Source organism: Massilia timonae (genome assembly GCF_001866515.1).
In the GTDB taxonomy this organism is placed as follows: Bacteria; Pseudomonadota; Gammaproteobacteria; order Burkholderiales; family Burkholderiaceae_D; genus Telluria; species Telluria timonae.
The window spans coordinates 3,464,697-3,482,626 of the sequence record NZ_JRYB01000001.1 but is presented as its reverse complement, the minus strand read 5'-3'; the positions used below and the strand labels follow the sequence as shown (position 1 = coordinate 3,482,626).

At 67.2% G+C, this 17,930-nt stretch carries 12 protein-coding genes and 1 riboswitch; of the genes, 7 read left to right on the top strand and 5 right to left on the bottom strand.

Translation table 11 applies throughout. The features are described from left to right. Positions 1-2: 2 nt before the first annotated feature. Positions 3-2,873, bottom strand: coding sequence for a TonB-dependent receptor (locus LO55_RS15020; RefSeq protein WP_071362073.1), 2,871 nt, complete (start codon positions 2,871-2,873; stop codon positions 3-5). A 159-nt stretch (positions 2,874-3,032) separates the two neighbouring features. On the opposite strand from LO55_RS15020, the gene LO55_RS15015 reads away from it, so the two are divergent. Both LO55_RS15015 and LO55_RS15010 read left to right on the top strand, forming a co-directional pair. Continuing rightward, complete coding sequence (locus LO55_RS15015; RefSeq protein ID WP_307188251.1) at positions 3,033-3,683, top strand: response regulator transcription factor; 651 nt, start codon at positions 3,033-3,035, stop codon at positions 3,681-3,683. Next, a complete protein-coding gene (locus LO55_RS15010; protein ID WP_071362071.1) occupies positions 3,676-5,058 on the top strand; it encodes an ATP-binding protein in 1,383 nt (460 codons plus the stop codon). The genes LO55_RS15015 and LO55_RS15010 overlap by 8 nt, the downstream gene beginning before the upstream one ends. A gap of 1 nt (position 5,059) precedes the next feature. Here the strand turns inward: LO55_RS15010 and LO55_RS15005 are convergent, their stop codons facing one another. Both LO55_RS15005 and LO55_RS15000 read right to left on the bottom strand, forming a co-directional pair. After that, the gene (locus tag LO55_RS15005) at positions 5,060-5,950 is read right to left on the bottom strand and encodes an alpha/beta fold hydrolase (protein ID WP_071362070.1); all 891 of its coding nucleotides are present in this window, start codon (positions 5,948-5,950) and stop codon (positions 5,060-5,062) included. Positions 5,951-5,999: 49 nt separating this feature from the next. Further along, positions 6,000-7,361, bottom strand: a complete 1,362-nt coding sequence (locus tag LO55_RS15000; RefSeq protein ID WP_071362069.1) for a serine hydrolase domain-containing protein — start codon at positions 7,359-7,361, stop codon at positions 6,000-6,002. A gap of 291 nt (positions 7,362-7,652) precedes the next feature. On the opposite strand from LO55_RS15000, the gene LO55_RS14995 reads away from it, so the two are divergent. Continuing rightward, positions 7,653-10,148, top strand: coding sequence for a TonB-dependent receptor plug domain-containing protein (locus LO55_RS14995; RefSeq protein ID WP_071362068.1), 2,496 nt, complete (start codon positions 7,653-7,655; stop codon positions 10,146-10,148). Positions 10,149-10,317: 169 nt separating this feature from the next. Then, positions 10,318-12,630, top strand: a complete 2,313-nt coding sequence (locus tag LO55_RS14990) for a putative bifunctional diguanylate cyclase/phosphodiesterase (protein WP_071362067.1) — start codon at positions 10,318-10,320, stop codon at positions 12,628-12,630. On the opposite strand, the gene LO55_RS14985 is transcribed toward LO55_RS14990, so the two are convergent. After that, positions 12,627-13,523 carry a LysR family transcriptional regulator gene (locus LO55_RS14985; RefSeq protein ID WP_071362066.1) on the bottom strand — a complete coding sequence of 299 codons (897 nt, stop codon included), beginning with the start codon at positions 13,521-13,523 and terminating at the stop codon, positions 12,627-12,629. The two genes, LO55_RS14990 and LO55_RS14985, sit on opposite strands and share 4 nt — an antisense overlap. 110 nt (positions 13,524-13,633) lie before the next feature. Between LO55_RS14985 and LO55_RS14980 the strand changes: the two genes are divergently transcribed. Together LO55_RS14980 and dkgB are read left to right on the top strand one after the other, a co-directional pair. Further along, positions 13,634-14,836 (top strand): MFS transporter, encoded by a 1,203-nt coding sequence (locus tag LO55_RS14980; protein ID WP_071362065.1) that lies wholly within the window; start codon positions 13,634-13,636, stop codon positions 14,834-14,836. A 20-nt stretch (positions 14,837-14,856) separates the two neighbouring features. Beyond that, positions 14,857-15,657 (top strand): 2,5-didehydrogluconate reductase DkgB, encoded by an 801-nt coding sequence (gene dkgB / locus LO55_RS14975; RefSeq protein WP_071362064.1) that lies wholly within the window; start codon positions 14,857-14,859, stop codon positions 15,655-15,657. Positions 15,658-15,817: 160 nt separating this feature from the next. Here the strand turns inward: dkgB and LO55_RS14970 are convergent, their stop codons facing one another. Further along, positions 15,818-16,525: a glutathione S-transferase gene (locus LO55_RS14970; protein ID WP_071362063.1), complete on the bottom strand. Its 708-nt coding sequence runs from the start codon at positions 16,523-16,525 to the stop codon at positions 15,818-15,820. A 309-nt stretch (positions 16,526-16,834) separates the two neighbouring features. On the opposite strand from LO55_RS14970, the gene LO55_RS14965 reads away from it, so the two are divergent. After that, on the top strand, positions 16,835-17,740 hold the full coding sequence (locus LO55_RS14965) for a DUF535 family protein (RefSeq protein WP_071362062.1): 906 nt from the start codon (positions 16,835-16,837) through the stop codon (positions 17,738-17,740). Between the two features lie 59 nt (positions 17,741-17,799). Further along, positions 17,800-17,897: riboswitch (TPP riboswitch) on the top strand. The last annotated feature ends 33 nt before the right edge of the window (positions 17,898-17,930 follow it).

Below are 17,930 nucleotides of genomic sequence, written 5' to 3'. Positions count from 1 at the left end.
GGTCAGAACTTGTAGTTGAGACCCGCCGAGTAGGTGCGGCCGAAGGTGACGGTGTTGGTGTACACCGTCGGATCGCTGGTGTACTCGCGGAACGGTTCGTTGGTCAGGTTATGCCCTTGCAGGAACGCCGACCAGCCCTGCAGCATGCCGCCCTGGAAATCGTAGGACACCTGGGCGTCGGCAATCGTCTCGCCCTTGATGAAGGTGAACTGCGATTCGCTGCGGTAGTCGAGGATCTGGCCGATGAAGCTGGAGCGGCGGTAGGCCGCCAGCGACACCTGCAGGCCGTGCTTCTCGTAGTACAGGCGCAGGCTGGTGACATTGCGCGACAGTCCCGGCAGGCCGATCTCGGACACCGCGCCGTTGAACACCGGCGCATTGCTGCCGGTGACGAAGGCGCTGGTCGGCAGGCGCACCGAGGAATCGGTGTGCGAATGGTTCACCTGCACGCCGAAGCCATCCAGCGCGTTCATGACCAGGCCGAACGGCAGGTTGGCCGACAGCTCGATGCCGCGCATGATGCCGCCCTCGCCGTTCTGCGGCATGGTCAGGAAGCCGATCGTCGAACCGGCGTACTGGCCGGTGGTCGGCAGCGGCGTGCTGGCGCTGGTGTACTGGGCGAAGTCGAACATCTGCGGCGCATTGATCACGTAGTTGTCGAGCTTCTTGTAGAACAGCGCGGCGCTGACATAGCCCTTCTTGCCGAAGTATTTTTCGTACGACAGGTCGAGCGCGCGCGCTTCATAGGGCTTGAGTTCCGGATTGCCGGCGAAGCCGGTCAGCGCCGGGTCCTCGGCGGTGGCGCTCTGCAGGCCGAAGTTCATGCTGGCCTTCAGGTTGTCCAGGTTGGCGCGCGAGACCTGCTTGCCGGCGCCCAGGCGCAGCAGCTGGTCGTTGCCCAGGTCGAAGGTCAGGTTCAGGCTGGGCAAGACCTTGGTATAGTCGATGCCGCCGGTTTTCACGACCGCCGGGCAGGTGTCGGTGGTGATGCCGGTGCAGTTGGCCAGGTCGACCTGGTTGCCGCTGGCGCGCTGGCGGGTGTCGACCACCTGCACGCCGATATTGCCGCTGTACGGCAGCGACATCAGGGTGCCGTCGAGTTCGCCCATCAGGTAGGCGGTGGTGACCTTCTCGCCCACCGTCCAGTCGCGCGCCAGCACGGTGGCGTCGACCCAGCGGTTCAGTTCATACAGCGAGCCCAGGCTGCCGGTCGGATCGAACGAGGCGACCGGGATGCCGGTCGGGCCGGCGACCTCGATGCCGCTGCCCGGCATCGGGATGCTGGCATAGCCGTCGCCGCCGCGCACCGACAGGCGGCCCTCTTCGCCCAGGCGCGACTTGTCGCGCTTGGTGTAGTTGACGCCGAAGCGCACTGCGGCCAGCGGGCCCCAGTCGGTGTCGCGCTCGGCCGACAGGCGCACGGCCTGCACCTTGTCGTCGATGGTCGGCAACGCCAGGTAGCCGGCCTGCGGCGACAGCGGGCCGCCGCCCCAGCCGGCGACGTCGGTCAGCACGGCCACGTTGCGGTCGGCGTAGTTCAGGCTCGGGCTGTAGCGCACGTCGGCGAAGTTGTTGCCGTTGAAGCCGCTGTAGCTGATCGAGCCGAGCTGGCTCTCGGGCGTGTTGCCCGGCTGGCCAGCCATGGTCTCGAAATTGCTGATGCGCTTGGTGCCCTTCGAGTACGACAGGTCGTTCACGATGCGCCACTCGCCCACTTTCAGCTCGTTGTTCACGCCGAGCGACAGCAGGCGGTCCTTGTTCGAGAACAGGTGGTTGCGCACGTCGCCCTTGTAGTTGCTGAAGGTGCCGGCGGTGACGATGCCGTTCTCGATGGTGGCGTCGGTGAGCACCGCGTTCGGATCGTAGATGCCGGTGCCGCCGACGATCGCGCCTTCGAGGCCGGTCTTCTTGGTCGCCTCTTCCCCGCGCGAGTAGAACGCGTCGAAGGTCGAGCGGAACTTGTCGTTGGGCCTGAACTGCAGGGTGACCGAGGCGCCGTCGCGCTCGGCCTTGCGGCGCGAGGTCTCGGCCATGAAGCCGTTGATCGCCTTGACGGTCTGGCCGTTGTAGTCGATGTCGGCGGTGTTGGCGCCCCAGCTGTCGAATTTGAGTTCGCCGCCGTTGTCCTGCTTGAACGAAGTGAGGCCGACCGACAGGCCCAGCTTGCGGCCGAAGTACTGGTCGACGTAGGTCAGCGTCTTGCGGTGGCCCGAGCCGAGGTCGGAGCCGGAACCGAAGCCGATGCGCTCCTTGCGCGCATTGGCCGCGAACATGCGCTTGCCGAAGTCGAGCGGGCGCAGCGTGCGCAGGTCGATGGTCGAGGCCAGGCCCTGGCCGATCAGGCTGGCGTCCGGCGTCTTGTACACGAGCACGCTGCCGGTCAGCTCGGACGGGAACAGGTCGAATTCGGGGCTGCGCGCATCGCTGGTGGAGGCCTGCTCGCGGCCGTTGAGCAGCGAGCCGTTGAAGGTCGGCGACATGCCGCGCACGCTGACCTCGGTCGCCTTGCCGTTGATCTTGCTGCGCTGGGTAGTCACGCCCGACAGGCGCGAGATCGACTGGGCGACGGTGGTGTCGGGCAGCTTGCCGATGTCTTCGGCGGAGACGGCTTCGACGATGGAGGTCGCGTTGCGCTTGATCTCGATGGCCGCCTCGATGCCGCGCCGGATGCCGGACACGTTGACGGTGGCGATCGGCGCCTCGCCCGTGACCGTGGCCGCGGGGCGGACCGCGTCTTCGGGGTCCTGGGCGCCGGCTTCCTGCGCGTGCAGGGGCGCCGCCATCAACAGCAGCGCGCAGGCGCCCGCAATCGGATTCAACTGCGGATGCAACTGAAAAGCCTGGCGCCGCGCGCCATCCCGACGTGTCGTCATGTCTGTCTCCTGATTATATTTATTCCAACTTGGTGTTGGTTGGATGCGATGGTCCAATATCGCGCGGGCGGGGTCAACGCATGCGCTGAAGCGAATCTGAAGATTCACCAAAGCCCTGTCGCTACGCGGCGCTGGTAAACTCGCGCCATGAAAATTCTCATGATCGAAGACGATCTCGCCATCGGCCAGGCGCTGTTGTCGGTATTCCAGGACGAGGGCCACACGGCGGTGTGGCTGCGCCTCGCGGCCGACGCCGGGGCGCGCATCCGCGACGAGGCCTTCGACGCGGTGGTGCTCGACCTCGGCCTGCCCGACGGCGACGGCAACGACCTGCTGCGCGCGTTGCGCGCCGACGGCGTGCGCCTGCCGGTATTGATCATCAGCGCGCGCGACAGCCTGCAAGACCGCCTGAAGGGCTTCGACCTGGGCGCCGACGACTACCTGATCAAGCCGTTCGAGATCCCCGAGCTCTTGGTGCGCCTGCGCGCCATCGTGCGCCGCAGCCACGGCACGCTGGAAGAGAACCTGTGGACGGCGGGCGACATCGTGCTCGACGAGAACCGCATGGCGGTGACGCGCGGCGGCCAGCCGGTCACCCTGTCGAAGACCGAGTTCGCGCTGCTGCTGACGCTCATGAAGCAGGCCAACCGGGTATTGACGCGGGTCGAACTGGAGCGGCGCGCCCTGCCCGCCGGCGAGGGCCAGAGCCAGACCCTGGACGTGCACATCTTCAACCTGCGCAAGAAGATCGGCGAGGGCGTGATCCGCACCGTGCGGGGCGTCGGCTACATGGTGCAGCAGGATGCTTAGGCGGCTGGCGAACCGGCCGTCGTCGCTGTTCCAGCGCCTGATGTTCAGCTTCGCGGGCGTGATCCTCGGCGTGGCCATCATCGGCCTGGTGTGGGTATTCCTCGAAGCCAAGGCCACCCAGCGCAGCCGCACCTTCAGCGAGAACAAGGCGCATACCGCCAATATCCAGGCCCACCTGTCGGACGTCGGCCCGGATGTGGCGCGCATGCTGCCGGTACTGGAAGAGATCGAGGCAAACCGCGTGCGCATGTTCCAGGAACTGGATTACCACTCGCACGTGCGGGTGCGCGTCTGGCTGCACGGCCGCCTGGTCTACAACTCGGCGCCGCAGTGGCCCGACCGGCTGCCCGAAGTCGCCACCCGCGACGCCTATTCCTGGGTGCGCTGGGAAGCGCACGACAAGGCCCAGGACATCCTGGTCGAGCGCAGCCACGAAGTCGACGACGAATGGATGTTCTCGATCGGCGGCGTCGGATTCCTGCTGTCCTCGACCATCTTCAGCCTGCCGCTGCTGTTGATTCCCGCCTGGCTGATCGTCGGCATCGGCCTGCGTCCGCTGCGCTCGATCGCGTCAAGCATCGCCCAGCGTTCGGACGGCGACCTGACGCCCCTGCCGGATTCCACCTACCGCGAACTGTCGCCGCTGGTGGACGCGATCAACGGCCTGATGGCGCGCCTGTCGCAGCGCATCGAGCACGAACACGAGTTCCTGACCGACGCCGCCCACGAGCTCAAGACGCCGCTGGCGGCGATCCAGATCAATGCCCACGTGCTGCTCAGCCGCGCCGGCAGCGAGATGGCCGAGCGCTGCGCCGAACCGGCGGCGGGCCTGCGAAGCGGCGTGGCGCGCGCCACCCACACCGTGCACCAGCTGCTGGCCCTCGAGCGGGCGCGCGCCGAGCCGCAGCTCGACCATCCCTGCCCGCAGACCGACGTCGCCGAGTTCGTGCGCGACCGGGTGGCGACGGCGGCCCACCTGGCGGTGCAGCGCAATATCGAGATCGAGTTCCACGCCGATGGCGACGGCAGCGTGCCGCTGCACCTGGAAAGCATGGCGTCGGCCGTCGATAACCTGATCAGCAACGCGATCAAGTATTCGCCGCAGGACAGCCGCATCGCGGTGCGCCTCCACCGCATCGGCCACATCTATCGGCTGGCGATCGCCGACCAGGGACCGGGCATCGCCCCCGACCTGCGCGACAAGGTGTTCGAGCGCTTCTACCGGGTGCCGGGACAGGAGCAGTCGGGCAGCGGCCTGGGACTGGCGATCGCCGAACGCGGCGCCGCGCGCAATGGCGGCATCATCGTGCTGTCGGACGGCGAAGGCGGCCGCGGGTTGACGGCGACCATCGAGTTCGCGGGCGCCGCCGCCTGAGTCACTCCCCGAGGAACGGCAGCACGCGCCCGAGCAGCAGCTCGGGCGCTTCTTCCGCGATGTAGTGACCGCAGGGCAGCGCCCCGCCCTGCACGTCGTCCGCCACGCGTTTCCACTCCTCGAGCGGCTCGAAACAGCGCCCCACCACGCCCTGCTCTCCCCACAATGCCAGCAGCGGCATCGTGAGCTTGCGGCCGGCGGATCGATCAAACCGGTCGTGTTCGAGGTCGATGCCGGCGGCGGCGCGGTAATCCTCGCAGATGCCGTGCGCCGCGCCCGGCAGCGCCAGGCAGCGCTGGTATTCGCGCAGCGCGCGCGGATCGAACGGCGCCAGGCCGGCGCTGCGCTTGCCCATCACGTCGCGCACGTAGGCGGCCGGGTCGGCCTCGATCAGGCGCTCGGGCATGGGCGCCGGCTGGATCAGGAAGAACCAGTGCCAGTAGGCGCGCGCGAACGCTTCCGAGGTCTGTTCGTACATCGCCAGGGTCGGCGCGATATCCAGCAACGCCATCCGCTCGACTGCCTGTGGATGGTCCAGCGCCAGCCGGTGCGCCACGCGCGCGCCGCGATCGTGGGCCAGCACCCTGAAGGTCTCGAAGCCCAGAGAACGCATGACGGCCAGCGCATCGAGCGCCATCGTGCGCTTGCTGTAGTTGGCGTGGTCGGGCTCTCCTTGCGGCTTGCTCGAGTCGCCATAGCCGCGCAGGTCGCAGGCGACCACCGTGAAGCGTTCGGCAAGCTGGGGCGCGACCTTGTGCCAGATCGCGTGGGTTTGCGGGTGGCCGTGCAGGAGCAGCAAGGGCGGGCCCTCGCCGCCGACGATGCCATTGATGGTGACCAGTGGGTCGACTTCGACCCGCAAGGCGCGGAAATCCGGGAACAGTGCTGTCATCTTGCCTCTGCCAGTGTGAAGATTCGTGGGCTACCACCAGGACTATACGTCACTCCGGCAACAGCTCGACATTCTCGATCTCGCCGGCCTTGTTGAGCGAGAACTTCATCGTGACGTCGTCATGCGCGAAACGCGCGCGGTAGACATACAGGCGCTTGCCGTTCTTCTCGCCGCGTTCCATCGGCTGTACCTCGGACAGCTTGCCGAAGTCCCGCATGTCCGCCCACACCCAGCCCATGAACTGGGGCGAGAAGAATTCCCTGGCCGATGCCGACAGCCCGGGTGGCTGCTCGCCGCGCTCGAAATATGCCAGGATCTCTTTCGCGCGCGCGGTGGCTGCAGGCTCGGTGTCGGCGATCGGATGCTGCACCAGGGCCGGCAAGACCATGCGGGCGACCTGGTTGCCGATTTTTTCCACCGGCGCCGAGGTCGAATTGGCCAGCACGATCACGGCCAGCCGGTCGTCGACGAAGCGGTGGATCACGCTGCGAAAGCCCTGCCAGCGGCCGTTGTGCCAGACGCGCCGGTGGCCGTTGACCGGTTCCAGGCTCCAGCCGAAGCCATATGGCTGGGTGTTCCCGTTCTTGAGGGTGACCGGCGTCCAGCTGGCCTGGCGGATGCGCGCGGTCAAAGGCTTGTCGCCATACAGCGCCAGGTCCCACAGGGCCAGGTCGTGCGCCGTCACGTACAGGCTGCCGTCGGCGGTGGCGTTCATCGTCGGCGATACCCATTCCTGGTTCTTGACCTGCCCGTCCACCAGCTCGTAGCCGGCCGCACGATGCGGCACGATATCGCGCTCGCTGATCACGCGCGCCGACATGCCCAGCGGTGCGAAGATCCGCTCGCGCAGCTGGTCACCATAGAACTTGCCGCCGACCTTCGTGCACAGGTAACCGAGCAGCTGGTAGCCGACGTTGCTGTATGCCCAGTCTTCACCCGGCTGGAAATCCAGCGGCAGCGCACCGGCGATCGCGATCATTTCGTCGTCCGTGTAATCCTTGCGCAAGTCGATTCTGTTGCCCGGGTCGGCCAGGCCCGAGGTATGCGTCAGCAGGTGGCGCACGGTGACGTCCTTCCAGGCCGGCGGCGTGTTCGGCAAGTGGCGCGCGACCGGGTCGTCGAGCCCGAGCTTGCCATCCTCGACCAGCAGCATGACCAGCGCGGCCGTGAACTGCTTGCCGATCGACGCGGCCTGAAACAACGTCGCTGGCTTGACCGGCACCTGGTGTTCGAGGTTCGCCAGGCCGTATGCCTGCTCGCGGATGATCTTCCCATCACGCACGATCGCCAGGCTCAGACCAGGCGTCTGGCTGCGCTGCATTTCCGCCTTGATGAAGTCATCGATGGGATCGGCGTGGCCCCATGACGAGGCAAGGAAGAGCAAAACGGCAAGCGGTGTCCACAAACGCATAGGATATCCCCGGTCTAGCAATGGAATTAATTACCTCCAAACAGTAGCATTTAAAAATGCCATGCAATAGCAAAATTCTTACAGGGAGATAAATTCATGCGCACCGCATGAGCGTTGCTTATGCGCTTCACATGTTCTTACATAAACCTGACATTTCGATAATTGTTGTAAAGATGCACGGCGGCGGTTTTAACGAATTGACACCATGAATGGTGCTGCGCAGTATGGACCAGAGGCAACCGCCTCGCCCTTTCCCAGGACCACCGCCGTAGAAAAAAAGGAATCAGCACCATGCAGAAAGCCAGGACGGAAAAAACAGCACTCGCTCTCGCCATCGCCGCGCTGTGCGCGGGCGCCGCCCATGCCCAGGAGGCCACACCACAGGCCGAGTCGGCCAGCAATGCCGCCACGGTCGTGGTCACCGGCACCCGCGTTGCCAACCGCACCGCGCTCGACACCGCCGCGCCGGTCGACATCATCTCGTCCGACACCCTCAAGAACGCCGGCAGCACCGAGATGAACCAGGCGCTGTCGATGGCCCTGCCCTCGCTGAACTTTCCGCGGCCCTCGCTGACCGACGGCACCGACACCATCCGTCCCGCCACCCTGCGCGGCATGGCGCCCGACCAGACCCTGGTGCTGGTCAACTCCAAGCGCCGCCACGCTTCGTCGCTGGTCAACGTGAACGGCTCGATCGGCCGCGGTTCGGCGGCGGTCGACCTCAACACGATCCCGACCGCGATCGTGAAATCGGTCGAGGTGCTGCGCGACGGCGCTGCGGCGCAATATGGCTCGGACGCGATCTCGGGCGTGGTCAATATGCGCCTGCGCACCGACCGCGATGGCGGCGAAGCGAGCGTCACCTATGGCGCGCGCAAGTCCGAGTACGATCTGTGGAACGATGTGGCGCCCGCCGGCGGCACCTGGAGCGGCCCGGATTCGCGCAAGCGCACCGACGGCCAGACCGCCACCGTCAGCCTGTGGAAGGGCCTGGCCCTGGGCGAATCCGGCTTCCTGACCATCGCAGCCGAATACCGCGACCAGAACCGCACCGAGCGTGGCGGCTACGACATGCGCCAGCAGTACCCACGGGTGAACGGCGCCTTCGATCCGCGCGAGAACACGATCGACCGCTTCAACGCCTGGACCGGCGAACCTGACCTCGACCAGGCCACCTTGTTCGCCAACGCCGGCAACAACCTGGGCGGCGGCGTCAAGGTCTATGGCTGGGCGAGCTACCAGGACCGCGACGCCACCTCGTCCGGCTACTTCCGCCCGCCGCAGGACGCCCGCAACATCCTGTCGATCTATCCGGACGGCTTCCTGCCGCTGATCTCCCCCACCGTCAAGGACTTCTCGATGACGGGCGGCGTGACCTGGCAAGCCGGCCAATGGGACATGGACGCCTCGCTCGGCTACGGCAAGAACAAGATGGAGTACACGATCGAGAACACCCTGAACCGCTCGCTGGGACCGACCAGCAAGACCGAGTTCTACGCCGGCGGTTATTCGTACGACCAGGCCGTGTTCAACCTGACCGGCGTGCGCAGCATCGAGCTGGCCTCGCTGTCGTCGCCGCTGAACGTGGCGGTGGGCGTCGAGGCGCGCCGCGAAGGCTATGAGCTGTTCGCCGGCGAAGAGCAGTCGTGGAGCTATGGCGGCGAGGTGCTGCCCAACGGGACGCCGGCCGCGCCGGGCGCCCAGGTGTTCCCGGGCTTCCGCCCGGCCAACGAGGTCGACGCCCACCGCAACGCGGTCGGCGCCTTCATCGACCTCGAAGCGAACGTCACGCCCGAGCTCCTCGCCTCCGCCGCGGTGCGCGCCGAAAAATATTCGGACTTCGGCAACAGCGTGGCCGGCAAGCTGGCGCTGCGCTACGATTTCAACAAGGCGTTCGCGCTGCGCGGCGCGATCCAGAACGGCTTCCGCGCGCCGTCGCCGCAGCAGCAGCACTTCACCGCCACCTCGACCAACTTCATCAACGGCGTTCCCTACGAGATCACGACCTTCAAGCCGTCCGACCCGGTGGCGGTGGCCCTCGGCGCCAAGCCGCTGGACGCCGAGGAATCGGTCAACGCCTCGCTCGGCGCCGTGCTGCGCCTGGGCGGCGTGAGCGTGACGGTCGACGCCTACCGCATCGACATCGACGACCGCATCATCCTGTCCGAGAACCTCACGCAGGCCAATGTGCGCGACTACATCGCCAGCCAGGGCTTCATCGGCGTGGGCGGCGGGCGCTTCTTCATCAACGGCGTCGACACCACGACCAAGGGCGTGGACGTGGTGGTCAACTGGGCGCACAACGCCGGCGCGGCGGGCCGCTTCGACTTCACGCTGGCCGGCAACTTCACCGACACCGAGGTGACCAAGGTGCCGGTGACCGAACAGCTGTCGAACCTGAGCCCATCGCCAGTCCTGTTCGACCGCGTCAACGTGCTCTCGCTCGAGAAGGGCCAGCCGAAGAACAAGATCAGCGCCAACGTCAACTGGAAGCTGGGCCCGTGGGGCGCGACCCTGCGCGCCACGCGCTATGGCGAGGTGCTGTCGCCGGGCACCACGGCGGCCTTCGACTTCGAGCTCGGCGCCAAGACCGTGGTCGACCTGGAGGGACGCTACGCCGTCACGCCCAAGCTGACCCTGGCCCTGGGCGCGGACAATGTCTTCGACCAGTATCCGGAAACGCTGCCGCCGGCGCTCAACACCACGGGCAATACGCCGTTCTCGACCTATGCGCCGTTCGGCCGCTCGGGTCGGTATATCTACGGGCGCGCGACCTACGCGTTCTGACCACGAGCACGGTATGGGCGGCAGCCGCTCGCGGCCTCGCCGCCCATGTGCACGGAAATCGCGCCGCTGTTCAATTGAACGCCCCAGTAGCGGCAGAGCTGGTATGATGTTTCCATAAGACAATGCTCATTGTCATAATGAAATCATTCCCTCTCAAGCGAAAGTAATCATGCTGGCTCACGACGATGTCGCGCAGTGGCGCGCACGTGTTTTCACGTCATTGATGTCCGTCGTCCTGGTGCTGGCCCTGATCGCGGCAGTGCCCAGCGCGGCGCTGGCGGTCTACCGCGACATCCCGGCGGTGGCCCTGATGGATACCGCCGCGCTGGCGTGGATCCTGGCGATCTGGCGCATGGACCATCTGGCCTACCGGACCCGCGTCCTGAACTTCCTGGCCATGCTGTACATCGTGGGTGTCGGCTCGATGCTCGCGGCCGGCGCGATCGGCCTGTTCTACCTGCTGGCGGCGCCTGCGCTGGCCGCGGTCCTGCTGGGCACACGACCGGCGATCGCCGCGCTCGCGCTCAGCGCCGCCACGCTCATGGTGCTCGGCCTGACGGGACAAACCGACATCCCGGTCGGCCACTATGCGCACGACTCGCTGCCCAGCGTGCTGATCCTGACCCTGAACTTCACCTGCGTCGGCGGCCTGATCACCCTGAGCTGCGGCACCCTGCTCAAGGGCCTGGCCGGCTCGCTGAACGACGTGCGCACCTCCGCCGCCTCGCTGGAAGAAGGGCAAAGCCTGCTGCGCGCGATGAACGGCGAACTGCGGCTGACTTCCGCCGCGCTGGCCGGCCTCAACGAGATGGTATTGATCGTCAAGGTGGATGAGCGCCCCGGCGCCATCCAGCCCGTCATCTTCGCCAACCGGGCCTTCGAGCGCCGCAGCGGCTACCGCGCCGACGAGATCGTCGGGCGCAGCATGCGCATGCTGCACGGCCCCGACACCGATCCGGCGGTGGTGGCGCGCATCGTCGAGGCCATGGGCAAGCGCGAGCCGGTATCGGCCGAGCTGGTGAACTATTCGAAGACGGGCGAGCCGTGCTGGGTCGAAATCGAGATGGTGCCGTTCGCCGGCGAAGGCGGGCCGATCACGCACCTGGTGGTGGTGGGACGCGACATCACCGAGCGCCGCCGCTCGGCCGACGCGATCGAGCAGCTGGCCTTCTTCGACGTGCTCACCGGCCTGCCGAACCGGCGCCTGCTGATGGAGCGCCTGCACGCGATGGTGGAGGGGGCGCACGCGGGCCGCGGCCTCGGCGCGGTGCTGTACATCGACCTCGATAATTTCAAGAGCGTGAACGATGCGCGCGGCCATGCCACCGGCGACGCCCTGCTCAAGCACGTCGCCGCCCACCTGGTCGACGCGGTGCGCGAAGGAGACACCGTGGCCCGCCTCGGCGGCGATGAATTCGTCATCCTGGCAGCGAATCTCGGCAGCGACGGCGCGTCCGCCACCGCCGCCGCCCAGGATCTGGCGCAAAAGGTCGGCAAGGCGCTGCGCCGTCCGGCCATGATCGACAACCAGGTCTACCATTCATCGGGCAGCATCGGCGTCGCACTGCCGCTGCGCCAGGGTCAGACCATGCACGACCTGCTGCGCGAAGCCGATACCGCGATGTACCACGCCAAGGCGGCCGGTCGCAACGGCGTCGCGCTGTTCGAGACCACGATGCTGGCGGCGGCCGAGAACATGCTGACGCTCGAGCGCGACCTGGCCGATGCGCTGGCGCGCAACGAACTGGCGCTGCACCTGCAGCTGCAGGTCGACCCCGCCGGCGCGCCGGTCGGCGCCGAGGTGCTGCTGCGCTGGCGCCGCGCGGACGGCGTGCTGGTGCCGCCCGATGTCTTCATCCCGGTCGCCGAAGAAACCGGCCTGATCGTGCCGCTCGGCGCCTGGGTCCTGCGCCACGCCTGCCTGGCATGGCGCGAGCTGGAACGCGCCGGCCATGCGCTGCCGCTGTCGATCAACGTCAGTCCGCGCCAGTTCCGCCAGCCCGATTTCGTCGCCATGGTGCGCGCGGTGGTCCAGGAGACGGACGTGCCGCCGCGGCAGCTGATCTTCGAAGTGACCGAAGGCCTGCTGGTGGATGACATCGACGACACGGTAAGCCGCATGCAGGAACTGGCGCACATGGGAATCCGCTTCTCGATCGACGACTTCGGCACCGGCTACTCGAACCTGGCCTACCTGCGCAAGATGCCGCTGTACGAACTCAAGATCGACAAGGGCTTTATCCGCGACATGCCCGACGACAGCAACGGCACGGCCCTCGTGCAATCGATCCTGGCGATGGCGGGCCAGCTCGGCCTGCGGGTCGTGGCCGAAGGCATCGAGACCTCGGCGCAGGCGCGCTTCCTGGCCGAACACGGGCAGCCGTGCATGCAGGGCTACCTGTTCTGCCGTCCGATGCCGCTGCAGGACCTGATCGAACGCCTCGCAAGCGCCGAGGTGGGAGCCGCAGACTCCCTGGCCTAGCTGTCGAGCACCTCGCCCAGCCTGCGCGCGAGGAAGTCCACCAGCGCCGCCACCCGCGGCGCCAGCGCGCCCTGCTTGTAGAACACCGCCCATACGGGCTGGGTCCACGGCAGGGTGTGCTCTTCCAGCACCGGCACCAGGCGCCCCGCCGCCAGGTCCGAGCGCACCAGGAATTCTCCCACCGACGCGATGCCTGCCCCGTGCAGGGCCAGGTGGCGCACCGTCTCGCCACTCGAGGCCAGCACCTGCGGCGTGACGGTATAGCCCTCGCCGCCGGCATGCAGCAGCGGCCAGGTGTTGAGCGAGGCCGGCGCCGTGAAGCCCACGCTGCGGTGCTGCGCCAGCTCGCCTGGCTCGCGCGGCACGCCGTACTTGTCGATATAGGCTGGCGCCGCCACCACGCGCAGCCTGCCGCTGCCCAGGCGCCGCGCATTGAGCGTCGAATCGGGCAGCGCCCCGATGCGAATCGCCAGGTCGGCGCGCTCCTCGATCAGGTCGACATAGGTTTCGCCGCTGGTCAGCTCCAGCTGGACCAGCGGATACGCCTCCAGGAAATCGGGCAGCAGGGGCGCCAGCAGGTGGTCCAGGGCGGGCGTCGAGGCATTGACCCGCACCAGGCCCGAAGGCTGCGACCGGCGCGCCTGCGCCTCGGCCTCGGTATTGGCCAGGTCCTGCAGGATGGCGCGGGCGCGCTCGAGCAGCCAGGCGCCTTCTTCGGTCAGTTGCAGGCGCCGCGTCGTGCGGTGCATCAGCGTCATGCCAAGGCCATCCTCGAGCCGCGAGATGGTGCGCGAGACTCCCGAAGGCGTCTGCCCCAGGCGTTCGGCGGCGGCCGAGAACGAGCCGGAATCTATGACGGCGACAAATACAATCAAGGCGTCTACATCGATCATTGTTGACTCCGAATCAAAAGTCCATTGTACAGCGGCCTATTTTTCCTTGCCCCCCTGGCACGGCACACTGCATGCCTGGCTCCAGCCACGTCAACAACAAGGAGAATCACATGCCACTCGCACTCTGGGCGCTCACCTTGAGCGCCTTCGCCATCGGGACGACCGAATTCGTGATCGTCGGCCTGATCCCCACCATCGCCGCCAGCCTGGGCGTTTCGGTGCCTTCGGCTGGCCTCTTGGTCAGCCTGTACGCGCTGGGCGTCGCCATCGGCGCGCCGGTGCTCACCGCCCTCACCGGCAAGCTGCCGCGCAAGCACCTGCTGCTCGGCCTCATGGTCCTGTTCACGTTCGGCAACCTGGTGGCCTGGATGGCGCCGAACTACGAAGCGCTGATGGCCGCGCGCATGCTCACGGGCCTGGCGCACGGCGTGTTCTTCTCGATCGGTTCGACCATCGCCACCAGCCTGGTGCCGAAAGAAAAGGCCGCCAGCGCCATCGCGCTGATGTTCACGGGTCTCACCGTGGCGCTGGTCACCGGCGTGCCGCTCGGAACCTTCATCGGCCAGCACTTCGGCTGGCAAGCCACCTTCCTCGCCGTGTCGCTGCTGGGCGTGATCGCCGTCATCGGCAGCGCGATCCTGGTGCCGTCGGATATCGCGGGTAGCAAGCCATCGAGCCTCCTGACCCAGCTCGCGGTGCTCAAGAAACCGCGCCTGCTGCTGGTGTACGCCATGACCACGCTCGGCTACGGCGGCAGCTTCATCGCCTTTACTTACCTGGCGCCGGTGCTGCAGGAAGTCGCGGGCTTCGCGGCGTCGACCGTCAGCCTCGTGATGCTGGTGTACGGCGTCTCGGTCGCGGCCGGGAATATCTGGGGCGGCAAGCTGGCCGACCGCCATGGCCCGGTGCCCGCGCTGCAGATCGTGTTCGCCCTGCTGGCCGTGGTGCTGCTGGCATTGACCTTCACCGCGCCGAGCAAACCGCTGGTCCTGATCACGGTGCTGGCCTGGGGCGCGGTCGCCTTCGGCAACGTGCCCGGCCTGCAAGTCTATGTGGTGCAGCGCGCCGAGCGCGACGCGCCGCAGGCGGTGGACGTCGCCTCGGGCCTCAACATCGCCGCCTTCAACGTCGGCATCGCGCTGGGCGCCTGGGGCGGCGGCCTGATCGTCGCCCACCTCGGCCTGATGGCCACGCCCTGGATCGGCGCCCTGGTCGTCGTCGGCGCCCTGCTGCTCACCACCCTGGCCGGCTGGCTCGACCGGCGCGAAGGCGCGCCGGCCAAGGCCGTGCGCAGCGCCGCCGCCACCCATTAACTCATTTCAAAGGACACATCATGAAGATGCCACAACTGGGTCTCGGGACCTTCCGCCTGCAAGGGCAAGCCGCGATCGACTCGGTCGCAACCGGCCTGGAACTGGGCTACCGCCACATCGACACCGCCCAGATCTATGGCAATGAAACGGAGGTCGGCCAGGCGCTGCGCGAATCCGGCGTGGCGCGCCGCGACGTCTACCTGACCACCAAGATCTGGACCGAGCACCTGGCGGCCGACAAGCTGGCCGCCAGCCTCAAGGACAGCCTGCGCAAGCTGGGCGTCGAACAGGTCGACCTGACCCTGATCCACTGGCCCTCGCCCGGCGCCGCCGTCCCGGTGGCCGAGTCGATGCAGGCGCTGCTGGCGGCGCGCGACGCCGGCCTCACGGGCGCGATCGGCATCTCGAACTTCCCGGTGGCGCTGATGCGCGAGGCGATAGCCGCCGTTGGCGCGGACAATATCGCCACCAACCAGGTCGAGCTGCATCCCTATCTGCAGAACCGCGGCGTGGCCGACTTCGCGCGCGCGGCCGGCATCCACGTCACCGCCTACATGCCGCTGGCCTATGGCAAGGTGATGAGCGACCCGGTGGTCAAGGAGATCGCGCGCCTCCACGGGGCCACGCCGGCCCAGGTGACGCTGGCCTGGCTGCTGGCCAAAGGCTACGCCGTGATCCCGTCGTCGACCAGGCGCGAGAATCTTGCGAGCAACCTGCGGGCGACTGAACTCGTGCTGGGCCGGGAGGACAGCGCCGCCATCGATGCGCTCGACAATGGCGGGCGCCTGGTCAGCCCGGATTTCGCCCCGGCCTGGGATTGATCAGAGCCTATCCCGGTAGGTGTGGGGAAGCTCGTGGCGATGCATGGCTGGCGTGGGCAAGGCGCGAGGAGGCCGCATGGCAAGCCATGCAACGACGAGCAACGCAGCCCACGTCTGCCAGGCGCGCCAGGAGCGACTCACACCTACCGGGGTAGGCTCTTTACTGATCCAGCTCCGGATAGCGGCGGAAGATGCCTTCCTCGTTGAACGGGATGCGCCGTTCGGACGCCAGGTAGGCGGCGATGTTGGGCCGCGCCGCCACCCGGTCGCGCAGGCCGGTGAGCACCGGATGCTCCTGCTCGATCTTCTTCATCGCGTTCGGAAAGGCATAGCGCAGGCCTTCGATCACCTGGAACAGCGACAGGTCGGCGTACGTCACCTTGTCGCCCGTGAGGTAGTCGCGCGGCTCGGGGTTGGACAACAGGCGCGCGAAATAGGCCATGAACTTGGGGATGCGCGACTCGACGAAATCGGCCGAGCGGCGCAGCGCCTCGGGCTTCTGGTCTTCGTAGTACAGCGCGGACGCGATCGGGTGATGGGTGTCGTGCGCCTCGGTCACCAGGTCGGCGATGGTCAGCTGCAGCTGGTGCACCCACAGGCGGCCCGGGTCGGTGCGCGGCGCCAGGCCGTGCTGCTCGCCCAGGTAGAGCAGGATGTTGGCCACCTGGCCGATGACCAGCTCGCCGGCCTTCAGGAAGGGCGGCGCGAAGGCCGGATACTCCTCGACGTCGAGCGCCGCCATCAACAGGTCGATCCCGCCCTCGCGGCGCGCCACGTCGACGTAGTCGGCGCCCGCTTCTTCCAGCGCCAGGCGGACGAATTCGCCGCGGCCCTGGATGCTCGGCCAATAGAACAGTTCATACGCCATCTGCTTCCTCCATTGCTGGTTGGTTCCGGCGCATTATCGATGATGAATGAAGAAGCGTGGCGCGCCGCAAACATGGTAGTCTTGTCGTGCATGCCTAAAAACAACCATAAGTCAACACGTCCAGAGAGAGTCCCATGACAGATCACGCCAGCCTTGGTTCCCAAGCACTGTTTGCACTTCGTCCGGGCACGAGTTAGCAATTCGGCAGATAATTGCAAAACGGAATTATTTCTTGCTCTTGCCGGGCGTGGCCAACCATCGCGCGCAGCCCGGCAAGGCAACGTCCCTTTACGCCGAATGGAGCGCTCGATGATCTTCGCTCGTCTCACCCAACGCTGGCATGCGCTGCGCTACTGGCGCGAGCACCAGTCCCTGTCCCGCCTCAAGCTGGTGCGCCGCCTCGAAAACGCGCCCGCCGACGACCTGTTCCGCCAGGTGAGCGGCCGCGACTACCTGGCCCGCGGCATGAAAGTGCGCGAGCGCATGCGCTGCGTGCTGGCCCACTACCGCTTCGAAGAGGCCACCTTCAACAGCGCCTACCGGCACGCCGCGCACCACGGCGGCCTGGTCCTGTGGCAGCACCGGGGCGAGCAAGAGGGTGACGAAGGCAACTTCATCATGCGGCTCGAGCATGCGCCGCGCATCGACCCGCAAGGCGAGCTGACGCTGTCCCTGATCGTCGGCGGCACGGTGCTGCACCGCCTGTCCTGGACCTGGGTCGAGGGCGCGGTGGTGGGCGTCGACCTGCCGATCGTTCCTTTCGTCACCCGCAACGCCGGCCTGTGGCGCGATGCCGGGGGCGCCTTCGAGGCCTTCGAGCGCGTGTTCCCCAACAATTCGCCGAGCTTCTTCTGCTTTGCCGCCCTGCAGGGCGCGGCGCAGGCGCTCGGCTTCGACCGGGTGGTCGCGGTGCGCGGCAGCGCCCACGTGGCCTACGAGGCGGCGCAAGACAAGGCTTTCGAGAACGCCTACGACGGCTTCTGGCGCATCCTGGGCGGCGTTGAGCTGGACGCGCGCAGCTTCGTGGTCCCGCTGCCGTTCTACCTCAAGCCGCTGCAAGACATGCCATCGAAGCACCGCAAGCGCGCGGCGCAGCGGCGCGAACACTGGCGCGCCATCGGCGACGCGGCCCGCGCCGTGCTGTTGCGCCATATGGCGACGCCGGCCGTCAGCGAGCCCGCCGCGGCCGAGGCGCCGTCGACCGCGAAAGCCTGAGCGGCGCCGCTCGAACAGGTTGACAGATTCACCACGGCCGCGCGGGCCGTGATACACTCGCGATTCGCTAGGGGTCCTGGAACGCTGTTCCGGGTGAGAGATACCCTTCGTACCTGATCTGGATAATGCCAGCGAAGGAAAGCGCAAAGCAGCATCCCCATTCGTTTGCCCTTCCCCCACGTTGGCTCCG